Annotated in this window: 26 protein-coding genes; 14 read left to right on the top strand and 12 right to left on the bottom strand. The window is 66.2% G+C overall.

Annotated elements, in window-relative coordinates; genetic code table 11:
• Window positions 1-66: 66 nt before the first annotated feature.
• From D892_RS0127895 to D892_RS0127875, 5 genes are read left to right on the top strand one after another with little or no spacing between them, the layout of a single operon-like run.
• Entirely contained in the window at window positions 67-1431 is a 1365-nt protein-coding gene (locus D892_RS0127895) for a cytochrome P450 (protein WP_024804392.1), read from the top strand.
• A gap of 25 nt (window positions 1432-1456) precedes the next feature.
• A complete protein-coding gene (locus D892_RS0127890; protein WP_024804391.1) occupies window positions 1457-2563 on the top strand; it encodes an amidohydrolase family protein in 1107 nt (368 codons plus the stop codon).
• A 25-nt stretch (window positions 2564-2588) separates the two neighbouring features.
• The gene (locus D892_RS0127885; RefSeq protein WP_024804390.1) at window positions 2589-3734 is read left to right on the top strand and encodes an amidohydrolase family protein; all 1146 of its coding nucleotides are present in this window, start codon (window positions 2589-2591) and stop codon (window positions 3732-3734) included.
• Window positions 3734-4126: a Rieske (2Fe-2S) protein gene (locus tag D892_RS0127880; protein ID WP_024804389.1), complete on the top strand. Its 393-nt coding sequence runs from the start codon at window positions 3734-3736 to the stop codon at window positions 4124-4126. Before D892_RS0127885 ends, D892_RS0127880 begins: the two co-directional genes overlap by 1 nt.
• A 35-nt stretch (window positions 4127-4161) precedes the next feature.
• The gene (locus D892_RS0127875) at window positions 4162-5100 is read left to right on the top strand and encodes an alpha/beta fold hydrolase (RefSeq protein WP_024804388.1); all 939 of its coding nucleotides are present in this window, start codon (window positions 4162-4164) and stop codon (window positions 5098-5100) included.
• 44 nt (window positions 5101-5144) lie between these two features.
• On the opposite strand, the gene D892_RS0127870 is transcribed toward D892_RS0127875, so the two are convergent.
• Together D892_RS0127870 and D892_RS47085 are read right to left on the bottom strand one after the other, a co-directional pair.
• The gene (locus D892_RS0127870; RefSeq protein ID WP_036567527.1) at window positions 5145-5618 is read right to left on the bottom strand and encodes a hypothetical protein; all 474 of its coding nucleotides are present in this window, start codon (window positions 5616-5618) and stop codon (window positions 5145-5147) included.
• Between the two features lie 50 nt (window positions 5619-5668).
• Complete coding sequence (locus D892_RS47085; protein WP_156959717.1) at window positions 5669-5860, bottom strand: hypothetical protein; 192 nt, start codon at window positions 5858-5860, stop codon at window positions 5669-5671.
• Between D892_RS47085 and D892_RS0127860 the strand changes: the two genes are divergently transcribed.
• The 3 genes from D892_RS0127860 to D892_RS0127850 are packed head-to-tail and all read left to right on the top strand — an operon-like array spanning window position 5859 to window position 8126.
• Window positions 5859-7154, top strand: a complete 1296-nt coding sequence (locus tag D892_RS0127860) for an NADH-ubiquinone oxidoreductase-F iron-sulfur binding region domain-containing protein (protein ID WP_024804386.1) — start codon at window positions 5859-5861, stop codon at window positions 7152-7154. The genes D892_RS47085 and D892_RS0127860 overlap by 2 nt on opposite strands.
• A 7-nt stretch (window positions 7155-7161) precedes the next feature.
• On the top strand, window positions 7162-7422 hold the full coding sequence (locus tag D892_RS0127855; RefSeq protein ID WP_024804385.1) for a ferredoxin: 261 nt from the start codon (window positions 7162-7164) through the stop codon (window positions 7420-7422).
• A complete protein-coding gene (locus D892_RS0127850) occupies window positions 7419-8126 on the top strand; it encodes a TetR/AcrR family transcriptional regulator (protein ID WP_024804384.1) in 708 nt (235 codons plus the stop codon). The genes D892_RS0127855 and D892_RS0127850 overlap by 4 nt, the downstream gene beginning before the upstream one ends.
• Before the next feature lie 66 nt (window positions 8127-8192).
• On the opposite strand, the gene D892_RS0127845 is transcribed toward D892_RS0127850, so the two are convergent.
• Together D892_RS0127845 and D892_RS0127840 are read right to left on the bottom strand one after the other, a co-directional pair.
• Window positions 8193-8513, bottom strand: a complete 321-nt coding sequence (locus tag D892_RS0127845) for a helix-turn-helix domain-containing protein (protein ID WP_024804383.1) — start codon at window positions 8511-8513, stop codon at window positions 8193-8195.
• On the bottom strand, window positions 8510-8878 hold the full coding sequence (locus D892_RS0127840; RefSeq protein ID WP_024804382.1) for a type II toxin-antitoxin system RelE/ParE family toxin: 369 nt from the start codon (window positions 8876-8878) through the stop codon (window positions 8510-8512). Before D892_RS0127840 ends, D892_RS0127845 begins: the two co-directional genes overlap by 4 nt.
• A gap of 207 nt (window positions 8879-9085) precedes the next feature.
• Between D892_RS0127840 and D892_RS0127835 the strand changes: the two genes are divergently transcribed.
• The gene (locus D892_RS0127835; RefSeq protein ID WP_024804381.1) at window positions 9086-10447 is read left to right on the top strand and encodes an NAD(P)/FAD-dependent oxidoreductase; all 1362 of its coding nucleotides are present in this window, start codon (window positions 9086-9088) and stop codon (window positions 10445-10447) included.
• Window positions 10448-10716: 269 nt separating this feature from the next.
• On the opposite strand, the gene D892_RS0127830 is transcribed toward D892_RS0127835, so the two are convergent.
• The 6 genes from D892_RS0127830 to D892_RS0127800 all read right to left on the bottom strand — a co-directional run bounded on the left by D892_RS0127830 (window position 10717) and on the right by D892_RS0127800 (window position 14527).
• A complete protein-coding gene (locus D892_RS0127830; RefSeq protein WP_156959716.1) occupies window positions 10717-10956 on the bottom strand; it encodes a hypothetical protein in 240 nt (79 codons plus the stop codon).
• On the bottom strand, window positions 10949-11569 hold the full coding sequence (locus D892_RS0127825; RefSeq protein WP_156959715.1) for a hypothetical protein: 621 nt from the start codon (window positions 11567-11569) through the stop codon (window positions 10949-10951). Before D892_RS0127825 ends, D892_RS0127830 begins: the two co-directional genes overlap by 8 nt.
• A 109-nt stretch (window positions 11570-11678) precedes the next feature.
• Window positions 11679-11981: a hypothetical protein gene (locus D892_RS0127820; RefSeq protein ID WP_156959714.1), complete on the bottom strand. Its 303-nt coding sequence runs from the start codon at window positions 11979-11981 to the stop codon at window positions 11679-11681.
• A 120-nt stretch (window positions 11982-12101) separates the two neighbouring features.
• Window positions 12102-12917 carry an SAM-dependent methyltransferase gene (locus D892_RS0127815; RefSeq protein ID WP_036567525.1) on the bottom strand — a complete coding sequence of 272 codons (816 nt, stop codon included), beginning with the start codon at window positions 12915-12917 and terminating at the stop codon, window positions 12102-12104.
• A gap of 708 nt (window positions 12918-13625) precedes the next feature.
• Window positions 13626-13901, bottom strand: coding sequence for a hypothetical protein (locus tag D892_RS0127805; protein ID WP_024804376.1), 276 nt, complete (start codon window positions 13899-13901; stop codon window positions 13626-13628).
• Between the two features lie 26 nt (window positions 13902-13927).
• Window positions 13928-14527 (bottom strand): hypothetical protein, encoded by a 600-nt coding sequence (locus D892_RS0127800; protein ID WP_024804375.1) that lies wholly within the window; start codon window positions 14525-14527, stop codon window positions 13928-13930.
• Between the two features lie 302 nt (window positions 14528-14829).
• On the opposite strand from D892_RS0127800, the gene D892_RS0127795 reads away from it, so the two are divergent.
• The 3 genes from D892_RS0127795 to D892_RS0127785 are packed head-to-tail and all read left to right on the top strand — an operon-like array spanning window position 14830 to window position 16351.
• Window positions 14830-15720 carry a helix-turn-helix transcriptional regulator gene (locus D892_RS0127795; protein WP_024804374.1) on the top strand — a complete coding sequence of 297 codons (891 nt, stop codon included), beginning with the start codon at window positions 14830-14832 and terminating at the stop codon, window positions 15718-15720.
• Window positions 15717-15917, top strand: coding sequence for a DUF397 domain-containing protein (locus D892_RS0127790; RefSeq protein ID WP_024804373.1), 201 nt, complete (start codon window positions 15717-15719; stop codon window positions 15915-15917). Before D892_RS0127795 ends, D892_RS0127790 begins: the two co-directional genes overlap by 4 nt.
• Before the next feature lie 38 nt (window positions 15918-15955).
• Complete coding sequence (locus tag D892_RS0127785; RefSeq protein WP_036570061.1) at window positions 15956-16351, top strand: DUF397 domain-containing protein; 396 nt, start codon at window positions 15956-15958, stop codon at window positions 16349-16351.
• 142 nt (window positions 16352-16493) lie between these two features.
• On the opposite strand, the gene D892_RS0127780 is transcribed toward D892_RS0127785, so the two are convergent.
• On the bottom strand, window positions 16494-16844 hold the full coding sequence (locus D892_RS0127780; RefSeq protein WP_024804371.1) for a hypothetical protein: 351 nt from the start codon (window positions 16842-16844) through the stop codon (window positions 16494-16496).
• A gap of 11 nt (window positions 16845-16855) precedes the next feature.
• Here D892_RS0127780 and D892_RS48820 point away from each other — a divergent pair, with 11 nt between their 5' ends.
• Together D892_RS48820 and D892_RS49765 are read left to right on the top strand one after the other, a co-directional pair.
• Window positions 16856-17074: a Scr1 family TA system antitoxin-like transcriptional regulator gene (locus tag D892_RS48820; RefSeq protein ID WP_369801840.1), complete on the top strand. Its 219-nt coding sequence runs from the start codon at window positions 16856-16858 to the stop codon at window positions 17072-17074.
• Window positions 17075-17150: 76 nt separating this feature from the next.
• Complete coding sequence (locus D892_RS49765; protein ID WP_084161263.1) at window positions 17151-17264, top strand: DUF397 domain-containing protein; 114 nt, start codon at window positions 17151-17153, stop codon at window positions 17262-17264.
• 183 nt (window positions 17265-17447) lie between these two features.
• Here D892_RS49765 and D892_RS47080 read toward each other — a convergent pair whose 3' ends face one another.
• The gene (locus D892_RS47080; protein WP_156959713.1) at window positions 17448-17834 is read right to left on the bottom strand and encodes a hypothetical protein; all 387 of its coding nucleotides are present in this window, start codon (window positions 17832-17834) and stop codon (window positions 17448-17450) included.
• Between the last annotated feature and the right edge of the window lie 22 nt (window positions 17835-17856).

Genomic DNA, 17856 nt, shown 5'->3' with positions numbered 1-17856 from the left:
ATTCCGAGTCCGCGGCGAATTCCGCGGCGCGGCAACGAAATCCGGGAGCAGCGGAGGAAGAATATCGTGAGCACCGACGACACACTCACCGACCGGGACCGCAAGAAGAACAAGTACCACTTCGACCGGCACACCCCGGAGTACCGGAACCAGTTCGTGCAGATCACCCAGGAGATGCAGAACAAGTGCCCGGTCGCGTGGAGCGACACCTACGAAGGGCACTGGGTGGCCGCCGGCAGCAGCGCGGTATTCGAACTCGCCCGCTGCCCGTACGTCTCCAACGATCACGATATCCACGGTGAGCGCAAGGGCTACCAGGGCATCTCGATTCCCAAGGCGCGGCGGGCGGCGGCCGTGCGCGGCGGCATGCTGGAGATGGACGATCCGGAGCACCGCACCTACCGCGCGGCGCTCAACCCGTACATGTCCCCCGCCGCGATCAAGCGCTGGGAGCCGGTCGTCGACGAGATCGTCCGGGCCGCGCTCGACGAGAAGATCGAGAGCGGCAGCATCGATTTCGTCGACGATCTCGCCAATGTCGTTCCGGCCGTGCTGACTCTGGCCATGATGGGCATCCCGCTCAAGCAGTGGTCGATGTACAGCGAGCCGGTGCACGCGGCGGTGTACACCCCGGAGGATTCGCCGGACGTGCAGCGGGTCGCCGACATGCACCGGGAAATGGGTCTCGACCTGCTGAACAACCTGATCGAGATCAAGGCCGATCCGCGCCCGGGACTGGTCGACGGCCTGCTGAAGCTCCGCATCGACGGCGAACCGGCGCCGGATATGGAAGTGCTCGGCATGCTCGGCCTGATCATCGGCGGCGGCTTCGACACCACCACCGCGCTCACCGCGCACTCGCTGGAATGGCTGTCGGAGCATCCCGATCAGCGCGAGCTGCTCAGCCGCGAGCGGGAGGAGCTGCTCGACTCGGCGACCGAGGAGTTCCTGCGCTACTTCACCCCGGCCCCGGGCGACGGGCGCACCATCTCCGAGGACTGCGAGATCCAGGACACCCGGTTCAAAGAGGGTGAGCGCCTGTGGCTTTCGTGGGCGATGGCGAACCGGGATCCGAACGTCTTCCCGGACCCGAATGACGTCGTGCTCGATCGGCGCGGCAACCGGCACTTCAGCTTCGGGCTGGGCGTGCACCGGTGCATCGGATCGAATGTGGCGCGCACGGTGTTCAAGTCGATGGTCACCGCGGTGCTCGACCGGATGCCCGACTACCGCTGCGATCCCGAGGGGACCGTGCACTACGACACCATCGGCGTCATCCAGGGCATGCGCAAGCTGCCCGCCACCTTCACCCCGGGCCCGCGCCTGGGCGCCGGGCTGGACGAGACGCTGGACAAGCTGCAGCGGATCTGTGACAAGCAGGAACTCGCCGCACCGGTGACGGAGCGGCCCGATCGAGCGCGCATCGAGTGACGCGGCGCGCACCGGGAGACCGTGGATGAAAGCGCTACCGGACGGCATCGGCACACCTGTCATCGACGCCAGCGTGCACATCTTCTTCGCCTCGAACCGGGATATGCGCGGGTTCCTGCGTGAACCGTTCGCCAGCCGCGGCGTCCCGGACTACGAGATGGACTGGTACGGCGCACCGGGCGGGGAGTACGCCGACGGTACCAAGGGGCCGACGAAGCGCGGGCCGAACAAGGGTTATCCCGGCTCGGATCCCGAATTCGCCGGTGAGCAGCTGTTCGTCGAACGCGGCGTGGATGTCGCCGTGCTGCACCCGATGACGCGCGGCATCCTGCCCGACCGGCACCTGACCACGGCGGTGCTGGCGGCGCACAACGAGATGATGGTCTCGCGCTGGCTGGAGTCGGGGACGTACGCGTCCCGCTACCGGGGCACGATCCGGGTGAATCCCGAGGACATTCCGGGCGCGTTGCGCGAGATCCGCAGGTGGGCGGAGCATCCCGGGGTCGTGCAGGTCGGCATCCCGCTACAGTCGCGCGAACTGTACGGCAAACCGCAGTTCTGGCCGCTGTGGGAGGCCGCGGCCGAGGCCGGGCTGCCGGTGGCCGCGCACATCGAGACCGGTGAGAGCATCGCGTTCCCGCCCACCCCGTCCGGGCACACCCGGACCTACGAGCAGTACCTCGGCTTCATGTCGATGAACTACATCTATCACCTGATGAACATGATCGCCGAGGGGGTATTCGAGCGGCTGCCGGAGCTGAAGTTCGTCTGGGCCGACGGGGCCGCCGATATGCTCACGCCGTTCACCTGGCGGATGGACACCTTCGGCCGGCCGCACCTGGAACAGACCCCGTGGTCGCCGCGCATGCCCAGCGACTACCTTCCCGGCCACGTCTACTTCGTGCACGGCAGCCTCGACGGGCCCGGCGACACCGAATTCGCCTCCGAATGGCTGGGATTCACCGGGAAGGAGGACATGGTGATGTTCGGCTCCAGCTACCCGCACTGGCACTGCGGCGACATCGACACCCTGCCGTCCACGCTGACCGCCGAGCAGCGCGACAAGGTCCTCTGGCGCAACGCGTCCCAGCTCTACGGCATCGAGGTCCCGGCCGCGGCGGCCACCACCTAGCCGAATCCAGAACGAGGAGACGACCATGACGCTGGCACACCAGCAACACCGAGCCCCGGCGCCCGAACAGGTCGCCGTGCGGGTGGTCGACTCGGACGTGCATCCGGTGCCGCGGCGCGGCGAACTCCTGGAGTACATCCCGGAGCCGCACCGCAGCACCTACTTCCTCAGCCACCGCGTCGGCGACACCATCATCTACGACGCCCCCGACTACGCCTACACCTACGCCATGCGCGCCGACGCCTTCCCCGACGGCGGCGAATTCCCGGGCAGCGACCCGGAATTGGCGCTGCGGCAGCTCATCGTCGAGGCCGGGTCCGATATCGCGATCCTGGAGCCGACCGTGAAGGCGACCCGGCTGCCGGAGGCCACCCAGGCGATGGCGACCGGAATCAACCACTGGCTGGCCAACCACTGGCTGGATCCGGAGCACAACTGGCATCAGCGGTGGCGCGGGTCGATCTGCGCGGCCATCGACGACATTCCCGGTGCGGTACGGGAGATCGAGACCTGGGCCGGGCATCCGTACATGGCGCAGATCCTGATCAAGGCCGAACCGCGCCCGTCCTGGGGCGATCCGAAGTACGACCCGATCTGGGCGACGGCCGTGAAGCACGATCTCGTGGTGAGCTGCCACCTCGGCCGCGGCGCCTACGAGACGATGCCCATGCCCCCGGTCGGGTTCCCCAGCTACAACCACGATTTCATGGTCACCTACTCGCTGCTGGCGGCGAACCAGATCATGAGCCTGATCTTCGACGGGGTGTTCGACCGGTTCCCGGGCCTGCGGATCGTGTTCGTGGAGCACGCCTTCACCTGGATTCTGCCGCTGATGTGGCGGATGGACGCGATCTACGCCGCGCGCGGCTCGTTCACCGGAATCCGGCGCAAGCCTTCGGATTACGTGAAGGACCACATCAAGTTCACCACCCAGCCGCTGGACTACCCGGACGACAAGACCGAGCTGACGCGGGCCTTCGAGTGGATGAGCGCGGACAAGATCCTGCTGTACTCCTCGGACTATCCGCACTGGACCTTCGACGATCCGCGCTGGCTGGTCAAGCATCTGCCCGCCTACGCGCGCGATCGCGTGATGTACCTGAACGGGATCGAGACCTACCACCTTCCGGAGTCGGTGCCCGCCATCGACGGTCAGCGGCGGGTGCTGTAATGGCCGCCGAATCCGAGCCACCCCGGCCGGCGCAAGGGCGCGAGCACGTCGTGGCCACCGTCGGCGAAATCCCGCCCGGCTCTTCGAAAGTGGTACCGATCGGCCGGCACGGGGTCGGCGTCTACAACGTCAACGGCACGTTCTACGCCATCGCGAACTACTGCCCGCACGAGGGCGGCCCGCTGTGCTCGGGCCGCGCCCGGGGCCGCACGATGGTCGACGAATCCGTGCCCGGCGACCAGGTCATGGTGCGCGATCAGGAGTTCATCTACTGCCCGTGGCATCAGTGGGGCTTCGAGCTCGCGACCGGGACCACGGCCGTGAAACCCGAATGGAGCATCCGCACCTACCCGGTGCGGATCGTCGGTGACTCCGTCGTCGTGCTGGCCTGAACCGGTCGCCGAATGGAGCGCGGAAAGGAGGCCGGATGCCCTCCGTGGAGGTGAACGGCGGCCGCGTCGTCTACGAAATCCTCGGTGACGCTGCGAGTTCGGGTGATGCTGCGAGTTCGGGTGATGCTGCGAGTTCGGGTGATGCTGCGGGTTCGGGTGGCGCCGCCGATGTCGTGGTGCTGACGCCGGGCGGGCGATTCGGGATGGACGTGCCCGGACTGCGCCCGCTGGCCGAGGCGATCGCGGCCGGCGGCTATTCGGTGCTGCTGTGGGACCGGCCCAACTGCGGCGCCTCCGATGTGCAGTTCTACGGGCAGACCGAATCGCATATGCGCGCGGAGACCCTGAACGCCCTGCTCGATGCGCTGGGCATCGAATCCTGCGTGCTGGCAGGCGGTTCCGGCGGCGCCCGCGATTCGATGCTCACCACCATCCTCTATCCGGAGCGGGTCACCGGGCTGGTGCTGTGGAATATCGTCGGCGGCATCTACGGCACGATCAATCTCGCCGCCGTCTACGTGCTGCCCAGCCTGCAGGCCGTGCGCGCCGGCGGGACGGCGCTGCTGCCGCGCGTGCGGGAGTGGCGCGAACGCATCGAGGCCAATCCGGCCAACGAGCAGCGGCTGCTCGACCTGGATTCCGACGAGTTCGTGAAGCTGTCGCTGCGGTGGCTCAACGCCTACGTGCCGAAGCCGGGGCAGACCATTCCCGGTGTCGACGACGAGCTGTTCGACCGAATCCGGGTGCCCACGCTCATCATTCGTGGCGGCGAGAACGACCTGGACCACCCCAAGCGTACGGCGCTCGAGGTGAGCTGCCTGATCAAGGGCTCGACGGTGATCGACCCACCGTGGCCCGAGGACGCCTGGGAACGTGCGATGCGGGACCGCGCCTCGGGAAAGGTCCAGCACAACAACCTCTTCGACACCTGGGTCCAGGCGGCCCCGGCAATCCTGAAGTTCCTGGACGGCTGATGCAGGGGCATCCGCTACCGATGCCCGGCAGCCATCCGCCCGGCTCACCGAATCCGGATCCGCACCTCGCAGTTGAGCGATGCCTCCAATGCGGTGTGGATGCGGCTCTCCGGCACCCGCGCCAGCTCGGACTCGGGCAGCGTCACGGACACGATGTCGACGCCGTCGGCGCCGGGTTCGCGCTCGATCTCTCCGGTGATTCCGAACCCGGCGAGCACGCCGTGCGCGTCGTCGTCCGTGCCGCGGCTGACGAACGTCGTCACCCCGGCCACGGGCTCGGTCCCGAATGCCTTGGCGCACAAGCGGACAGCGGCGTCGACGGTGGCATCGGGATCATCCGTGGCGACCAGCACCTGGACCTCCCGCCGATGCGCAGGCCGCCCCGCGAGGTCGGCGTCGAGCACCTCGGCCCCGATCGATCCGGCGCCGTCGCGCAATGCGGCCATGCCCTGCGTCAACCGGTCGGCGTCGAGCTCGCCCGCCGGATCGACATCGATACGCACCACCGCCGTTCTCATGATCGCCAGCGTAGCGCCGGGCCCCGGCCCGCACACCGCCCGGCACCGCCTCAGGAAGCCGGCCGCGCCATCGCCTCCGAGTGCGGCACCAGCCCGACACGCCGAGCCACCGAGCGCACGATGCGCGGCACCGCGGCGGCCCCTGGGCACACCACCACCGCCATCCCGGCCCGCTCTCGGCCGGGATCCACAGCCCCACAACGATTCCCGGCGAGCGATTTCCAGCCGAAAGAGGTTGCCATGCAAGAGACCGTCGACCCGATCGAGGCGCTCATCGTGACGTCGCTTCCCGGCTGCGAGCCACGCCTGCTGCGGGCGGGCGAGGGAGTCGAGGACCTCGCCGAGTACCGCTCCACCGGCGGCTACGGGACACTCGGCGACCCGGACGCGTTCCTGGAGCAGGTGCGCGACAGCGGCCTGCTCGGCCGCGGCGGCGCGGCGTTCCCGATCGCGGTCAAGCTCGCCACCGTCCGGGCGGCGCACCGGCGCGGCAGCGCGACGATCGTGGTGGCCAACGGCGAGGAGGGCGAGCCGACCTCGGTGAAGGACAAGTGGCTGCTGCGTCACCGCCCGCATCTGGTGCTGGACGGGTTGCGTCTGGCGGCGGCCGTGGCCGGTGCGCGGCACGCCTACGTCTACGTCTCCGATCCCGAGTCGGCGCGCCGCGTCGATGCCGCCCTCACCGAGCTCGACGCGGCCGCGCTCACCGATCTCACCATCGAATTGGTCACCGTCGCAGCGGGTTACGTCGCCGGTGAGGAAACCGCCGCGATCCGCGCGATCGACGGCGGCCCCGCCAAACCCTCCGACAAGCCACCGCGACCGTTCGAGCGGGGCGTGGCCGGCCTGCCGACGGCGGTCGGCAACGTCGAGACGCTGGCGCATCTGCCGTTCGTCCAGCGGCACGGCGGGGCGGAGTTCCGCTCCGTCGGCACCGCCGACTCCCCCGGCACCTTTCTCGCCACGGTCACCGGAGGCGGACGACCGGCGGCCCTCTACGAGCTTCCGCACGGCACGCACGTCACCGACCTTCTTGCCCTGCACGGTATTTCCTCGTCCGAAGTACGGGGAGCGTTGCTCGGCGGCTACTTCGCAGGCATGACCGACCGTGCGATCCTCACCGCCACACTGGACCACGCCGCGTTCCGGCGTCTCGGCGGCGGGCTGGGTTGCGGCGCGATCTCCGTGATCACGCGGGAATGCCCGGTCGCCGTGGCAGCGGCCGTGCTCGGCTATTTCGACCGCGAGAACGCCGGCCAGTGCGGCTCGTGCTTCAACGGCACCGCCGCCATGGCCGCCGCCGCGGCCGCACTGCGCGACGGCCGGGCCACCGATGCCGACGTCGACAGATTGCGGCGCTGGTCGGTGGTGCTGCGCGGCCGCGGCGCCTGCGGCACTCTCGATGGCGCCACCAATGCCGCCGCCTCGCTGCTGGCCCGCTTCCCCACCGCGGTCGCCGCCCACGTCGCGGGCCGGTGCGAAACCTGCGCCGACGGAATCTTCCTGGCCGACAAGCCTTTCGACGCACAGGGGTGATGATCTGATGAGAATCCGTCTCGACCGGACGCTGTGCGACGGCTTCGGTGTCTGCGCCAAACACGCCCCGAAACACTTCTCCCTCGACGACTGGGGATACGCCTCCCCGGCCGGTGACGGCGAGGTCGAACCGGCCGACCACGACGACGTCCAGCGCGCACTGCTCGACTGCCCGGTCCATGCCATCACCGTCCTGCCGGACCGCGAAAACGGCACTCCCCCAGCCGTTTCCCGGGCCACGACCGCCGACAGAGAGCCGAGCCCATGACCGACTCCGACGACACCGGGCCGGCGGAAATCACCACGGGAACGACCTCCGCCGACGGCACCGAACAACTACCACCCTGGAAACAGCGCGCGGTGGAACGTTCGCTGCGCTCGGCGAAAGTCCGTGCCGGACAACGAGTCCAGCGCTTCCTGGACGCCGCCCAGTCCATCATCACCGAGAAGGGCAGCACCGATTTCACGGTCCAGGAGGTCGTCGACCGCTCCCGCCAGTCCCTGCGCAGCTTCTACCTCCAGTTCGACGGCAAACACGACCTCCTGCTGGCCCTCTACGAGGACGCCCTGGCCCGCACCACCGAACAGATCCGCGCCGCGACGACCAACGGAACGCACCCCCTGGAAAAGGTCCGCACCGCGGTCGAACTCCTGTTCCACCTCTGCCGCCCCGACCCTTTGGCCCGCCGCCCCCTGTTCACCGAATTCGCCCCCCAACTCCTCAGCTCCCACCCGGCTCAGGTCCGCCTGGCCCACGCCGCCCTGTTCACCCTCTTCACCGAACTCCTCACGGAGGCCGACCACGCCGGCCGCCTGGCCACCGACGCCACCCCCCGCCGCCTGGCCGCCCTGACCATGCAAACGGTCATGTTCATAGCCCAACCCAACGCCACCCACTCCGAAACCTCCCCCCTCACCGCCGAGGAGGTCTGGAACTTCTGCGCCAACGGAATAGCCAACGGCCACAGCTGAACCCGCGCCGATACACCCGCTCGATCGCTTCATCGCCCGAGGAGCGTGGGCGGTCCTGGGAGCAGCTCACGCAGCCGGATCTGTGGGCATCTTCAGCAGATGTCCACCGATATCTACCAGCAGTTCCAACTTCCCACCCAATGCGGCAACATACGCGGCAAGGGCCTCAACTGTCGCGACTTCCCCGTGCTCGATCTGGGACACCCGCCCCGGACTCACCCCCATGATGTCGGCCAAACCCGCCTGCGTAAACCCCAGGCGCTTCCGTTCCTCCGCAAGCTGATACCCCCATTGCTCCGCCATGATCGCACGGCGACGACGCGCAGCCTCCTCCTCGCCCACACGGCGACGGTAGCCGTCGCGATCCCACTTGGTGAAACTGCTCATCGCTCTCCCTCCTCTGCTCGTTCCTTCAGATACACCGCGTACAGTTCCTCCGCACGAGGAATCGCCTGCTCATACCAACTCTTCCATTGTCCGGTCTTGTCACCTCCGGTGAGGAGGATCGCGGATCGCCAAGGATCGAAGGCGAACAGCACGCGGATCATCGTCTGCCGTGGCCGTAGCTCTTTCAAGTTGGCAAGCCGCGAACCTGTCAACGTGTCAACAAGTGGCCGACCAAGGGTCGGGCCGTGTTCGGCAAGCACATCGACAGCCGCTTCGACTCGCTCAGCAGCCCCTGGATCAGCGCGCCGCAGATCCATCATCCAAGCAGCGATTTCATCGGTCTGGTAGATCTCCCAGTGATCCACACTCGAACTATAGCAAAACCTATAGTCGCGGTACGAGCCGAGTGCCTCATGGACACGACGGACATTCGTTGTGTCGCACGCGACCGTCACCAATGGAGGCGCAACCCGACTCACATGTCCGAACTCCTGTCCGGAGTTGCGGCGGTTCGCGGCCCGTCCGGATGCGCACAGCACCCGCAACCCACATTGATCGTTAGGGTGAACACCATGGGTCCCGCGAAGATCGTGATCATCGGTGGTGGTTTCTCCGGTGTCGAGTGTGCTCGGTATCTGGAACGGCAGCTGCGGCCGGAGGAGGCGTTCATCCAGCTCGTCACGCCGGATGCCGGGTTGCTCTATCTGCCGCTGCTGCCGCAGGTTGCCTCGGGGGTGCTGAATCCGCGGTCTATATCGGTGTCGTTGCGGCGGGTGCTGCGGCGTACCGAGGTGGTGCCCGGGATGGCGATCGGGGTGCATCCGGAGACGCGGCAGGTCGTGGTGCAGCGGTCGGCGGGGGCCGACTGTGCCCTCGACTACGACCATCTCGTGCTGGTCCCGGGCAGTATCACGCGCGTGCTCGACGTGCCCGGGCTGCACGAGCACGGTTTCGGCATGAAAACCCTTGCGCAGGCCATGTTCCTGCGCGACCACGTGCTACAGCAGCTGGACGTGGCCGCGATGCGCGGCGAGGAGGACGAGGACCGCGAGCGGCTGCACTTCGTCACCATCGGCGCGGGATACGCCGGCACCGAAACGACGGCGGTGCTCAACAAGGTCACCCAGGCCGCCGCGCGCCGCTACTTCCCGGCGCTGGAATCCGGCATGGTGCGCTGGCATCTGGTCACCCGCGGCGACCGGATCATGCCCGAACTCGGCGAGCGGCTCGGCGAGCAGACCAAACAGAATCTCGCCGAACGCGGCATCGAGCTGATCACCGGCGCCTCGGCGAAAGAGGTTACCGCGCACGGCGTTCAGCTCACCAACGGGCGGTTCATCCCGTCCCGCACGGTGCTGTGGACGGCCGGCGCCGAACCCAGTCCCCTCGCAGGTCATCTCGGCGCGGCCACCGCGAAGGGCCGCATCGTCGCCGACGCCGACCTCACCGTGCCGGGCCTCACCGGCGTGTGGGCGTGCGGCGACGCGGCCGCGGTGCCCGACCTGACGGCCGACGCCGGCGCCGTGTGCGCACCCACCGCACAGCACGCCATGCGGCAGGGCCGCCATCTGGGCAAGAACCTGGTGGCCGAAATCCGTGGCGGGAAACGGGTTCCGTACCGCCACCCGGACCTTGGCATGGTGGTCGACCTCGGCGGCGCGGACGCGGTGGCCCGCCCCCTGAAGATCGGATTGCACGGCATCCCGGCACAAGTCGTCACCCGCGGCTACCACCTGATGGCCCTGCGCACCCTCGTCGCCCGCGCCCGAGTCGCCTTCGACTGGACCATCCACGGCCTCAGCGGCGACGACTTCCTCCGAATCGGCTACGGCGACTACGACACCCACACCATCGACGGCTTCGAACAAACCAACTGCTACCTCCCCGCCGAGGAGGTACCCCGAGCCCTCGAGGAACTCTGCGACACGGACTGATCGCCGACCGCCTGATGCCCGGTCGATCCCTCGAAGCCGGGATGGGCATCGGCTACGAAGTACCGGATTCCAGGCCGCGGAGTCCCTGTCACCGCGATCCTGACCATGTCGATCATCGTCATCTCCCAACACGCCACGGCCCCAGCTCATTTCGGGCTGGGGCCGCTTTGCTCATGTCACGGCGGGTCGTGGCCGGGTCGTCGCTCGTCGGCAGCCACCCGGCCACGAGGAAGGATGGATCGGCATCGGCCGGACAGGCCCGGGGCCGATCACTGTGATTCCTCGGCGAGTGCGGCTTTGCGTTCGTCGCGGATTTTTCTGCGGGCGATCACGCACACACCGATGAGGACGAACCCGGCCAGGTCCACCGTGAACCACAGCGGCCAGGGGGCCTGGTAGGAGACGCGCACGACGTTCGCCAGCGCGATCAGTCCCACGGCGACAGTGGCGGTCAGCACGGAGATCGTCCGCCACAGTGTCATGCGTGTGATCACGATACCGTCACTCATTCGAACTCCCGAATTCTTCTGTGGAACTGGAGTTTTCGTCCGCCGGAGGGGATGTTCTCGGCTCGCCCGGCAGGCGCAGGCGGCGACGGCCGGCGAGGAGGCTGTTCAGCATCTCCTCGTACTCGTCGCAGCGCTTCTCCAGCTCGGCGATCGCCGGGACGTGTATCGGAATACCGGCCGGCAGTTCGCCGCTCTCGGTGCGTTGTCGGGCCGACTCGATAGCCAGGGCCACCTCGACCCAGGCTTTCGCCATGCGCGCCAGCAACTCACCGGGCGCGACGTCGATGGGCGGTGCCTGCGCGGAGCCGGGAAGCATCCGGGCGAATTCCCGGTCGACCTCGGCCTGCCGTGCCGCCAGCGCGAGCGCCGACTGCACGGGAAAGTCGTCGGACCGTGCCAGCAACTCGAGCGCGTCGTGGTGTCCGGCAGCGAGCTGGGTCAGCGCCCAGTGCTGTATTTGCCACTGGCACTGCGCGATGTCGAACGCCATCGCCAGCAGCGGCACGTCCGGCGGCCTGTTCCGCTCGTTCCAGATGGTCACGATCACCCGCCACGTCGGGACCGTGCCGAGCGCCCGAGGAGACGAGGAAGACGGCGGCGGTGTCTCGGTCACCGGCTCTCACCGGCCTTCGCGTTGTGGTATCTACCGGTCATAGACACGGTTCCCTTCTCGCTGATAGTGGTTGTTGCACTGCGGGTACGACTCTTTTCTGAATCCGCGTTCACGGATTCAGCTGGTCGAAGCCGGCATCGAGATTTGCGGCGGCCTGGCGGCCTTTGCCGGTGATCACGAACACCTCGTCGGTGCGGTCTTCCCCGATGACGACGTACGCATAGTCGTCGTCGTCCCGGACGCGGCTGATATACCCGTAGCGGAACAACCAGTTGAGCGTGTACATGGCACTGTTGCGGCGCGGCATCCCGAGCCGGGAATACAATTCGTCGGCCCAATGCCGCTCACCATCGTTCATCGCCTCGAGAATGCGGCGCTTGTTGGGCGTGAACGGTTTCCGTGCATGAGTCACCGGCCACCCCGCTCTCCACCCGTCCCGCTGGGGCCGTCGCTCACCATCAACACTCGAGCACCTTTCCCTCCATTATCGGATTCTTCTTTCAAAGTTGTTGCTGCTCTTGGTATCTGCTGCTCACACTCGGCTGGTTGCCTCGGGCTTCGTACCCACCGCGCCGGACAGGATCAGCCGGGTTTCGGGAAGGTCGCCGCCGAGCCACCGCTGGATCGGCGCGACGCCGGGAGCGTGGAGGTCGAAGCCGTCGCACAACGTCTCCACCTCGCGGGCGGATCGGAAGACCCATTCGGCCGGGGTGCCGCAGGTGGCGTCGGTGATCCGTTGTTTCAGCTCGTCGTCGGTGTCGGCGCAGGCGTGCGTGAGCACCAGCCGGCTGCCCGGGGCCATCGCCTGCCGGAATCGGGCGAGGATTCCGGCCGGGTCCTCGGTGTCGGTGAGGAAGTGCAGGACGTCGACGGCCAGCAGCGCGATCGGCTGTTTGCGGTCGAACCAGGGTGTGGCACGCAGTCGGCCGATGACCTCGCCAGGGTCGCGGATGTCGGCCTGGATCACCGTCACGTAGGGTTCGTGGTCCCACAGCGCGGTCGCGTGGGTGATCACCACGGGATCGAAGTCGACCACCGCCACACGCGCGGACCGGTCCACCTGGTGAACAGCCCGGTGCACCGTCGGCGCGAGGGGGAAACCCACACCCAGATCCACGAACTGCCGTATCCCGGCCTCGGCGGCCCGCCGCGCCGCATCGGTGAGGAACTGCCGGCTGTGACCGGCCGCGGTGCGGGTGTCCGGCGCGGCGGTCAGTATCGGTTCGGCGGTGACACGATCGACCTCATAGTGGTCTTTTCCCCCGGCCAGATAGTTGCCCATGCGCGCCGAGGTCGGCATCGACGAATCGAGACTCGTCGGCGCTGCTCGAACCCCGGTGTTCGACATCCTTGTCGCTCCTTTCGTTCCCGGGAAAAGGCACGACACTGCTGCATGCGGTGCCGGAACCTCTGTTCCCGGAGTCGGCTGTGTCCTCGTATCCGCGATCGCGCACCTGGCCGGAATCCGACGGCGGAATGGCGTAGTGGCGGCGTCCCATCATTCGGCGGATATCCATCAGTGAGCGTTTCGCCATGCACGACGTCTCGGTATCGCCGTGGCCGGGCCAGCAATTGCGGTGGATACGCAACAGTTCGTCCACCGCGTCCGGAGGCCGTAATTCCCACCAATGGAAGCGGAGGCCGTGACCGGCCCCATCGGCGATCGATCCCGCCAGACTTCCCTCCTCCCCATGTTGTGCCATCACACTCCTGTTCTCGAATCATGTTGTGCGCGTGTTTATTCGGCCAGTTCCGCCAGGGCCACGGCAGCGGTCAGCACGGCTGTCACGGTCGTGACGACAGACAAGGAAACCGGGCGATTTGGTAGTTGATCGACGTCAGTTGGGTGATGCTGGTGGTAGCGATCGGGAACGATGGTCGCGAGGCCAGTACGGCACGACGTGCGGAACAAGGGCCGGTGTGGTCCACGCGGCGGCCGATTCGGCCTCGGTCAGGGTCGAGTACGGCCCCCACACCCCGGTCGGGCACGGACCGGGGTGGCGGTCGCAGGTACCGCTGATGGTGACGACGGCCCATTGCATGTAGTCGTCGGTGCTCAATGGCGCCGCCTGTCGATCGCACGCGTTCGGCGTGCGGCGGGGTTGTATTCGTGCCAGAACTCGCGGCGTATCTTGTCCCACAAGAGTTCCCATTCCGGTTGCCGCTCGCGGGCGTCGGCCAGATCGGTGCCCGGCGGGAAGGTCACATCGGGTACCGGGTTCTCGCGGGTGTCGTGCACGGTCATCACCTCGATTTCTCTGCTGGTGTCGTGCGTGGAACGCCACAGCGCCTGTAAGCCGTCGATCTCTGTCCAGTGCTCGCCGTCGCCCATCCCGGAATCCCTGGCCGCACAACCGGTTACGGGGTCTCGGCCAGCAACGCGACACCACCGGCAAGCACGGAGACGGGCACCGGTATGCCACGCTCGCGGGCACGTTCCTCGGCCGTGGTGGCTTGCGGTACCAGCCGCCCGGCGGCCACCAACCGGCCGTAGGCGGTGGATTTACGGGGACAGCGCTGGACCGAGCAGTCGATGTGCACCTGCATGGTCCGGACGGCCTCGTCGACCGACAACCGATGGTCGGGGAACCCGTGTGCGTCCGGATCGGCCAGTGGGACGCGCGCCCAGGTTTCCGGCGGGCACACGGTTTCGAGGTCGCACACCTCGCAGACCCGCGCGGGCGAATGATCCACCGTGGCAAGGTCGAACACGACAATGGCGGCGAGTTTCATGCCGACCACGAAGTTCAGCGCGTACCCGATCGGGTCGTCCGCGTGCGCGGGCGGACGCACGGTGTAGACGTGCCGGTAGCCCATCTGCTCGGCGTGCCGGCGCAACGCGACCGCGTGACGCGGTCCGTGCAGCCCCGACACGTCGTGACGCAACAGTCCGATCGATGCCGGCCGGAGGTCGACGGCGGTCGAGGTATTCGGTTGTGTCGCTTGGTTATCTGTCATCGTTCCGGCTCTCGGTCGATGGGGCAGGTGATAGCCCGAGACCGGAGCGCGATGCGCGCCTAGTGGGAAGTTGAAGAACCGGAAACGCCGGTAAGAGGCTCTTCGGGTGTCGGTGGCTGCGTGTAGCTTCCGATCACCGGGCTGGTTCCAGGTCTACGCCGGTAAGCCAAAACATGGAAGCTCCAACTCGTTGTTCACGTATCGTTGGTGTCATCATTCCATCGCGGGGTGCTCCGAGAAGATGCGGTCCGACGCGGGGGCTTCCGAAAACCCGTACACAACCAGTAGTGAGGCTAACTAGAATGGCCACATCAGGATCGACCCTTGCCCGCCGAGCGTTGGGACGCCAGATGCACATGCTGCGCGAACGTGCACAGGTCAAGCAGGCCGAGGCGGCTCGGATCCTCGGCGTATCCGCCCAGACCATCGGCCGGCTCGAAGACGGCCAAACAACGCGGCCGAACGACATCTTCCTCAATATCCTGTGCAACTCCTACAACGCATCCGACACGGAACGGCAGACCGTGCTGGCGCTGGCGCACGAGGTCAGGACCACCCACAAACAGGGCGGAGGCTGGTGGCGAGGCTATGCAGAGGCGCACATGTCAACCGGGTTCGATCACTACCTGTCGCTGGAGGAGTCAGCTCGCAGCCTGACGATCTGGAAGACCAACCTGGTGCCCGGCCTGCTCCAGACGCCCGACTACAGGCGAGCCATCGCGTGGTCGCAGATCCCCCCGCTATCGCAAGAATCCATCGAGCAACGAATTCAGGTAGTAACGAAGAGGCAAGGGCGGCTTGACAACCCGGACTTCACCATGACAGCGCTTCTGTCCGAATCGGTCCTCAAGGAGCAGGTTGGCGGCCCCGCTGTGATGCTGGGGCAGGTTCATCAACTGCTGAGGGTAGCCGAGCGGGACAACGTCACAGTTCTCGTCGTGCCGTTCGCGGCCCCTCAGCACCTGGGCCCCTTGATCGGCTCGTTCAGTTTCCTGGAGTTCGCGGAGTTGCCACAGTCCAGGGTGCCGGAACCGCCGGTTGTCTACGTAGAGGAGTACGCGGGTGACCTCTACCTGGAGCTGGAGGAGGATATCGAGCGTTACCGGGCTGCACTGACCGAGATTCGACGTGTAGCGTTGTCCGAAGTCGAGTCCAGGAACAAGATCCTGGAAGCAGTAGAGGAGTACGAGTGAGCATCGACCTGTCCGGGGCCCGGTGGTTCAAGTCGAGCCGCAGTTCAGATAAAGATACGTGCGTGGAGATCGCGCACCTGGACGGGGGCATGGTCGGGGTGCGTGACTCCAAGAACCCCAACGGCCCAGCGCTGGTCTTCGCTCCGGGCGAGTGGGACGCCTTCACCGCCGGTGTGAATGACGGCGAGTTCGACTGACCCGCTGCATGATCAGAGACAGCAGAGGAATATGCCACATGAACGTTGACCTGTCCGGTGCTCGCTGGTTCAAGAGCACCCGTAGCACGGGGACCAAGGATTGTGTGGAGGTCAAATTCGCTGGTGTGACGGTGTTCATGCGTGACAGCAAGTACCTCCGGAACCCGGCGAACAACCCACACGCGCAGCCTGTCATCGAGATAGCTGCGGATCGCTGGACCCTCGTCCTCGATCTGTCCCTGAGTAAGACCTCCGGCGCAGTTGTCCTGAGCGAAGCAGCCTCCGACCGACCACGGGATGTCCTGACCATCACGGTTCAGGCCGACGGTGCAGCGATGGTTCGGAGCAGCGGCCAGAGCGTGGAGCTGATCTTCACCCCAGACGAATGGGACGCCTTCACCAAGGGTGTCGCGGACGGCCAGTTCGACCACTGACCTGCACGCGAAGGGCCTGATGCGACGCGATGCCCGCCGCATCAGGCCCTTCGTCGTTCGTCATCGGCGAGCAGGAGGGATGAGTGGCACATCGAGATGCTCTGCTCCGGCGTCCTCGCCCCGCCCTGAAGGGGTACGGGACTCAGCGACGTAGCTCTACTACGAGTCCGGCCGCGTGTTGTCTTGTCGGTGCGAATGCTGGGGCGGAATCGAATTGGGGATCGTTGAGATCTTTCGAACAGCAGAACAGCGCCATGATCTTGCCTGATCGGATGTCCAAATCGGCGCACCGCGCCCGGAATACCTTGTCGGCCAAGGCGGGAACCATCAGCGAGGCCACCCACAGCGTCGCGGCGTCGAGGCCGCGTGGGGCAAGGCCGACGTCTTCCCAATCGAGTATCCAGCACTCCGGCGCGGTGAGGTTGGACCAATTCAGGTCCGCGTGGGCGGGTACCCACCGCTGATCGGTGATCGTCGTGTCCACTTGCAGCACAGGGGTTCACGCTGTTCGAGTTTCCGCCGCTGTCCAACGACCTTCGTGAAAGCCCTGTGGTGTTCGTTGAGTCCTTCGCGCCGGGGTCGCTGTTCCTCGAGGAACCCCGGGATGTAGACCGATACCGGGCTGCGCTGGACAGCATCCGGGGCGTAGCGTTGGATGTTGAGGAGACCAGGCAACTGGTACTACGGATCGCAGAGGAGTTCGAGGCGTGGACATCGGCCTAACTGGGGCTAATTGGTACAAATCCAGCTACAGCCAGCCTGATCAAACTGTGTAGAGGCTGCACACCTCCAGGGCGGGATGGTTGGCGTTCGGGACTCGAAGAATCCGACCGGCCCGGCGCTCGTGTTCACCCCCAGCGAGTGGGATGCCTTCACGACTGGAGTGAAGGATGGAGAATTCGACCGGCCGTAGCCGGGGACGATGAAATGGGCCTTCGGGAAACCCGGGGCCTTTTTCGTACTCAGGTCCGGATTTTCCAGAATGATGTTACGTCCGTTACTTCCGCTACATTGTTGGTGAGATTCACCTCACTCACCGGCACCGGTATGCGTCATCGTCGCCCATCTCGGTAGTGTCGCAATAGATTACACGACGCTACTCGTCGTAAGGGTTGTCAAAGAATCTCTCGAATGCGATTTGATCCGGATGAATCCCGCAACTAATTGCGTGTTCTTTAGCCTCGGCAGTAGCTTGATCGTCACCCTGAGTCAACTTGAAATATTTGTTACGGTAGACAACATACATTTGACCATCGCGAACGAGATGGATGTACCAAGCTGGCTTGATTGTCTGAGTTGCGGTGTCCACCAGCAGCTCGACGTCACAGTCCGGCACTTCTATGAGATGGAAATGGAAGCGACCTCGTCCTTCTTCTCCTTCAAGAATCTCGGTTTTGGTGCGGACCGTTCGGCTACGTTCGATGACGTCGTTTTTCTCGAAGCTCTCGGCGATGATAACTCCGCGCCACGGTGTGTTCTTCATCTGATCTCCGGTCGGTAATCTC

It is taken from the genome of Nocardia sp. BMG51109, from assembly GCF_000526215.1.
GTDB lineage: Bacteria > Actinomycetota > Actinomycetes > Mycobacteriales > Mycobacteriaceae > Nocardia.
The sequence above is the reverse complement of the archived record's forward strand: the minus strand, read 5'-3'. Positions and strand labels throughout refer to the sequence as shown.

Coding starts and splice junctions, on each gene's coding strand:
- D892_RS0127850 (WP_024804384.1), top strand. CDS start 7,419: ATGACCGACTCCGACGACACCGGGCCGGCGGAAATCACCACGGGAACG.
- D892_RS49765 (WP_084161263.1), top strand. CDS start 17,151: ATGGTTGGCGTTCGGGACTCGAAGAATCCGACCGGCCCGGCGCTCGTG.
- D892_RS0127805 (WP_024804376.1), bottom strand. CDS start 13,901: ATGGGCGACGGCGAGCACTGGACAGAGATCGACGGCTTACAGGCGCTG.
- D892_RS0127835 (WP_024804381.1), top strand. CDS start 9,086: ATGGGTCCCGCGAAGATCGTGATCATCGGTGGTGGTTTCTCCGGTGTC.
- D892_RS0127845 (WP_024804383.1), bottom strand. CDS start 8,513: ATGAGCAGTTTCACCAAGTGGGATCGCGACGGCTACCGTCGCCGTGTG.
- D892_RS47080 (WP_156959713.1), bottom strand. CDS start 17,834: ATGAAGAACACACCGTGGCGCGGAGTTATCATCGCCGAGAGCTTCGAG.
- D892_RS0127875 (WP_024804388.1), top strand. CDS start 4,162: ATGCCCTCCGTGGAGGTGAACGGCGGCCGCGTCGTCTACGAAATCCTC.
- D892_RS0127880 (WP_024804389.1), top strand. CDS start 3,734: ATGGCCGCCGAATCCGAGCCACCCCGGCCGGCGCAAGGGCGCGAGCAC.
- D892_RS0127785 (WP_036570061.1), top strand. CDS start 15,956: ATGAACGTTGACCTGTCCGGTGCTCGCTGGTTCAAGAGCACCCGTAGC.
- D892_RS0127885 (WP_024804390.1), top strand. CDS start 2,589: ATGACGCTGGCACACCAGCAACACCGAGCCCCGGCGCCCGAACAGGTC.
- D892_RS0127860 (WP_024804386.1), top strand. CDS start 5,859: ATGCAAGAGACCGTCGACCCGATCGAGGCGCTCATCGTGACGTCGCTT.
- D892_RS0127815 (WP_036567525.1), bottom strand. CDS start 12,917: ATGTCGAACACCGGGGTTCGAGCAGCGCCGACGAGTCTCGATTCGTCG.
- D892_RS47085 (WP_156959717.1), bottom strand. CDS start 5,860: ATGGCAACCTCTTTCGGCTGGAAATCGCTCGCCGGGAATCGTTGTGGG.
- D892_RS0127890 (WP_024804391.1), top strand. CDS start 1,457: ATGAAAGCGCTACCGGACGGCATCGGCACACCTGTCATCGACGCCAGC.
- D892_RS0127830 (WP_156959716.1), bottom strand. CDS start 10,956: ATGAGTGACGGTATCGTGATCACACGCATGACACTGTGGCGGACGATC.
- D892_RS0127800 (WP_024804375.1), bottom strand. CDS start 14,527: ATGACAGATAACCAAGCGACACAACCGAATACCTCGACCGCCGTCGAC.
- D892_RS0127870 (WP_036567527.1), bottom strand. CDS start 5,618: ATGAGAACGGCGGTGGTGCGTATCGATGTCGATCCGGCGGGCGAGCTC.
- D892_RS0127795 (WP_024804374.1), top strand. CDS start 14,830: ATGGCCACATCAGGATCGACCCTTGCCCGCCGAGCGTTGGGACGCCAG.
- D892_RS0127855 (WP_024804385.1), top strand. CDS start 7,162: ATGAGAATCCGTCTCGACCGGACGCTGTGCGACGGCTTCGGTGTCTGC.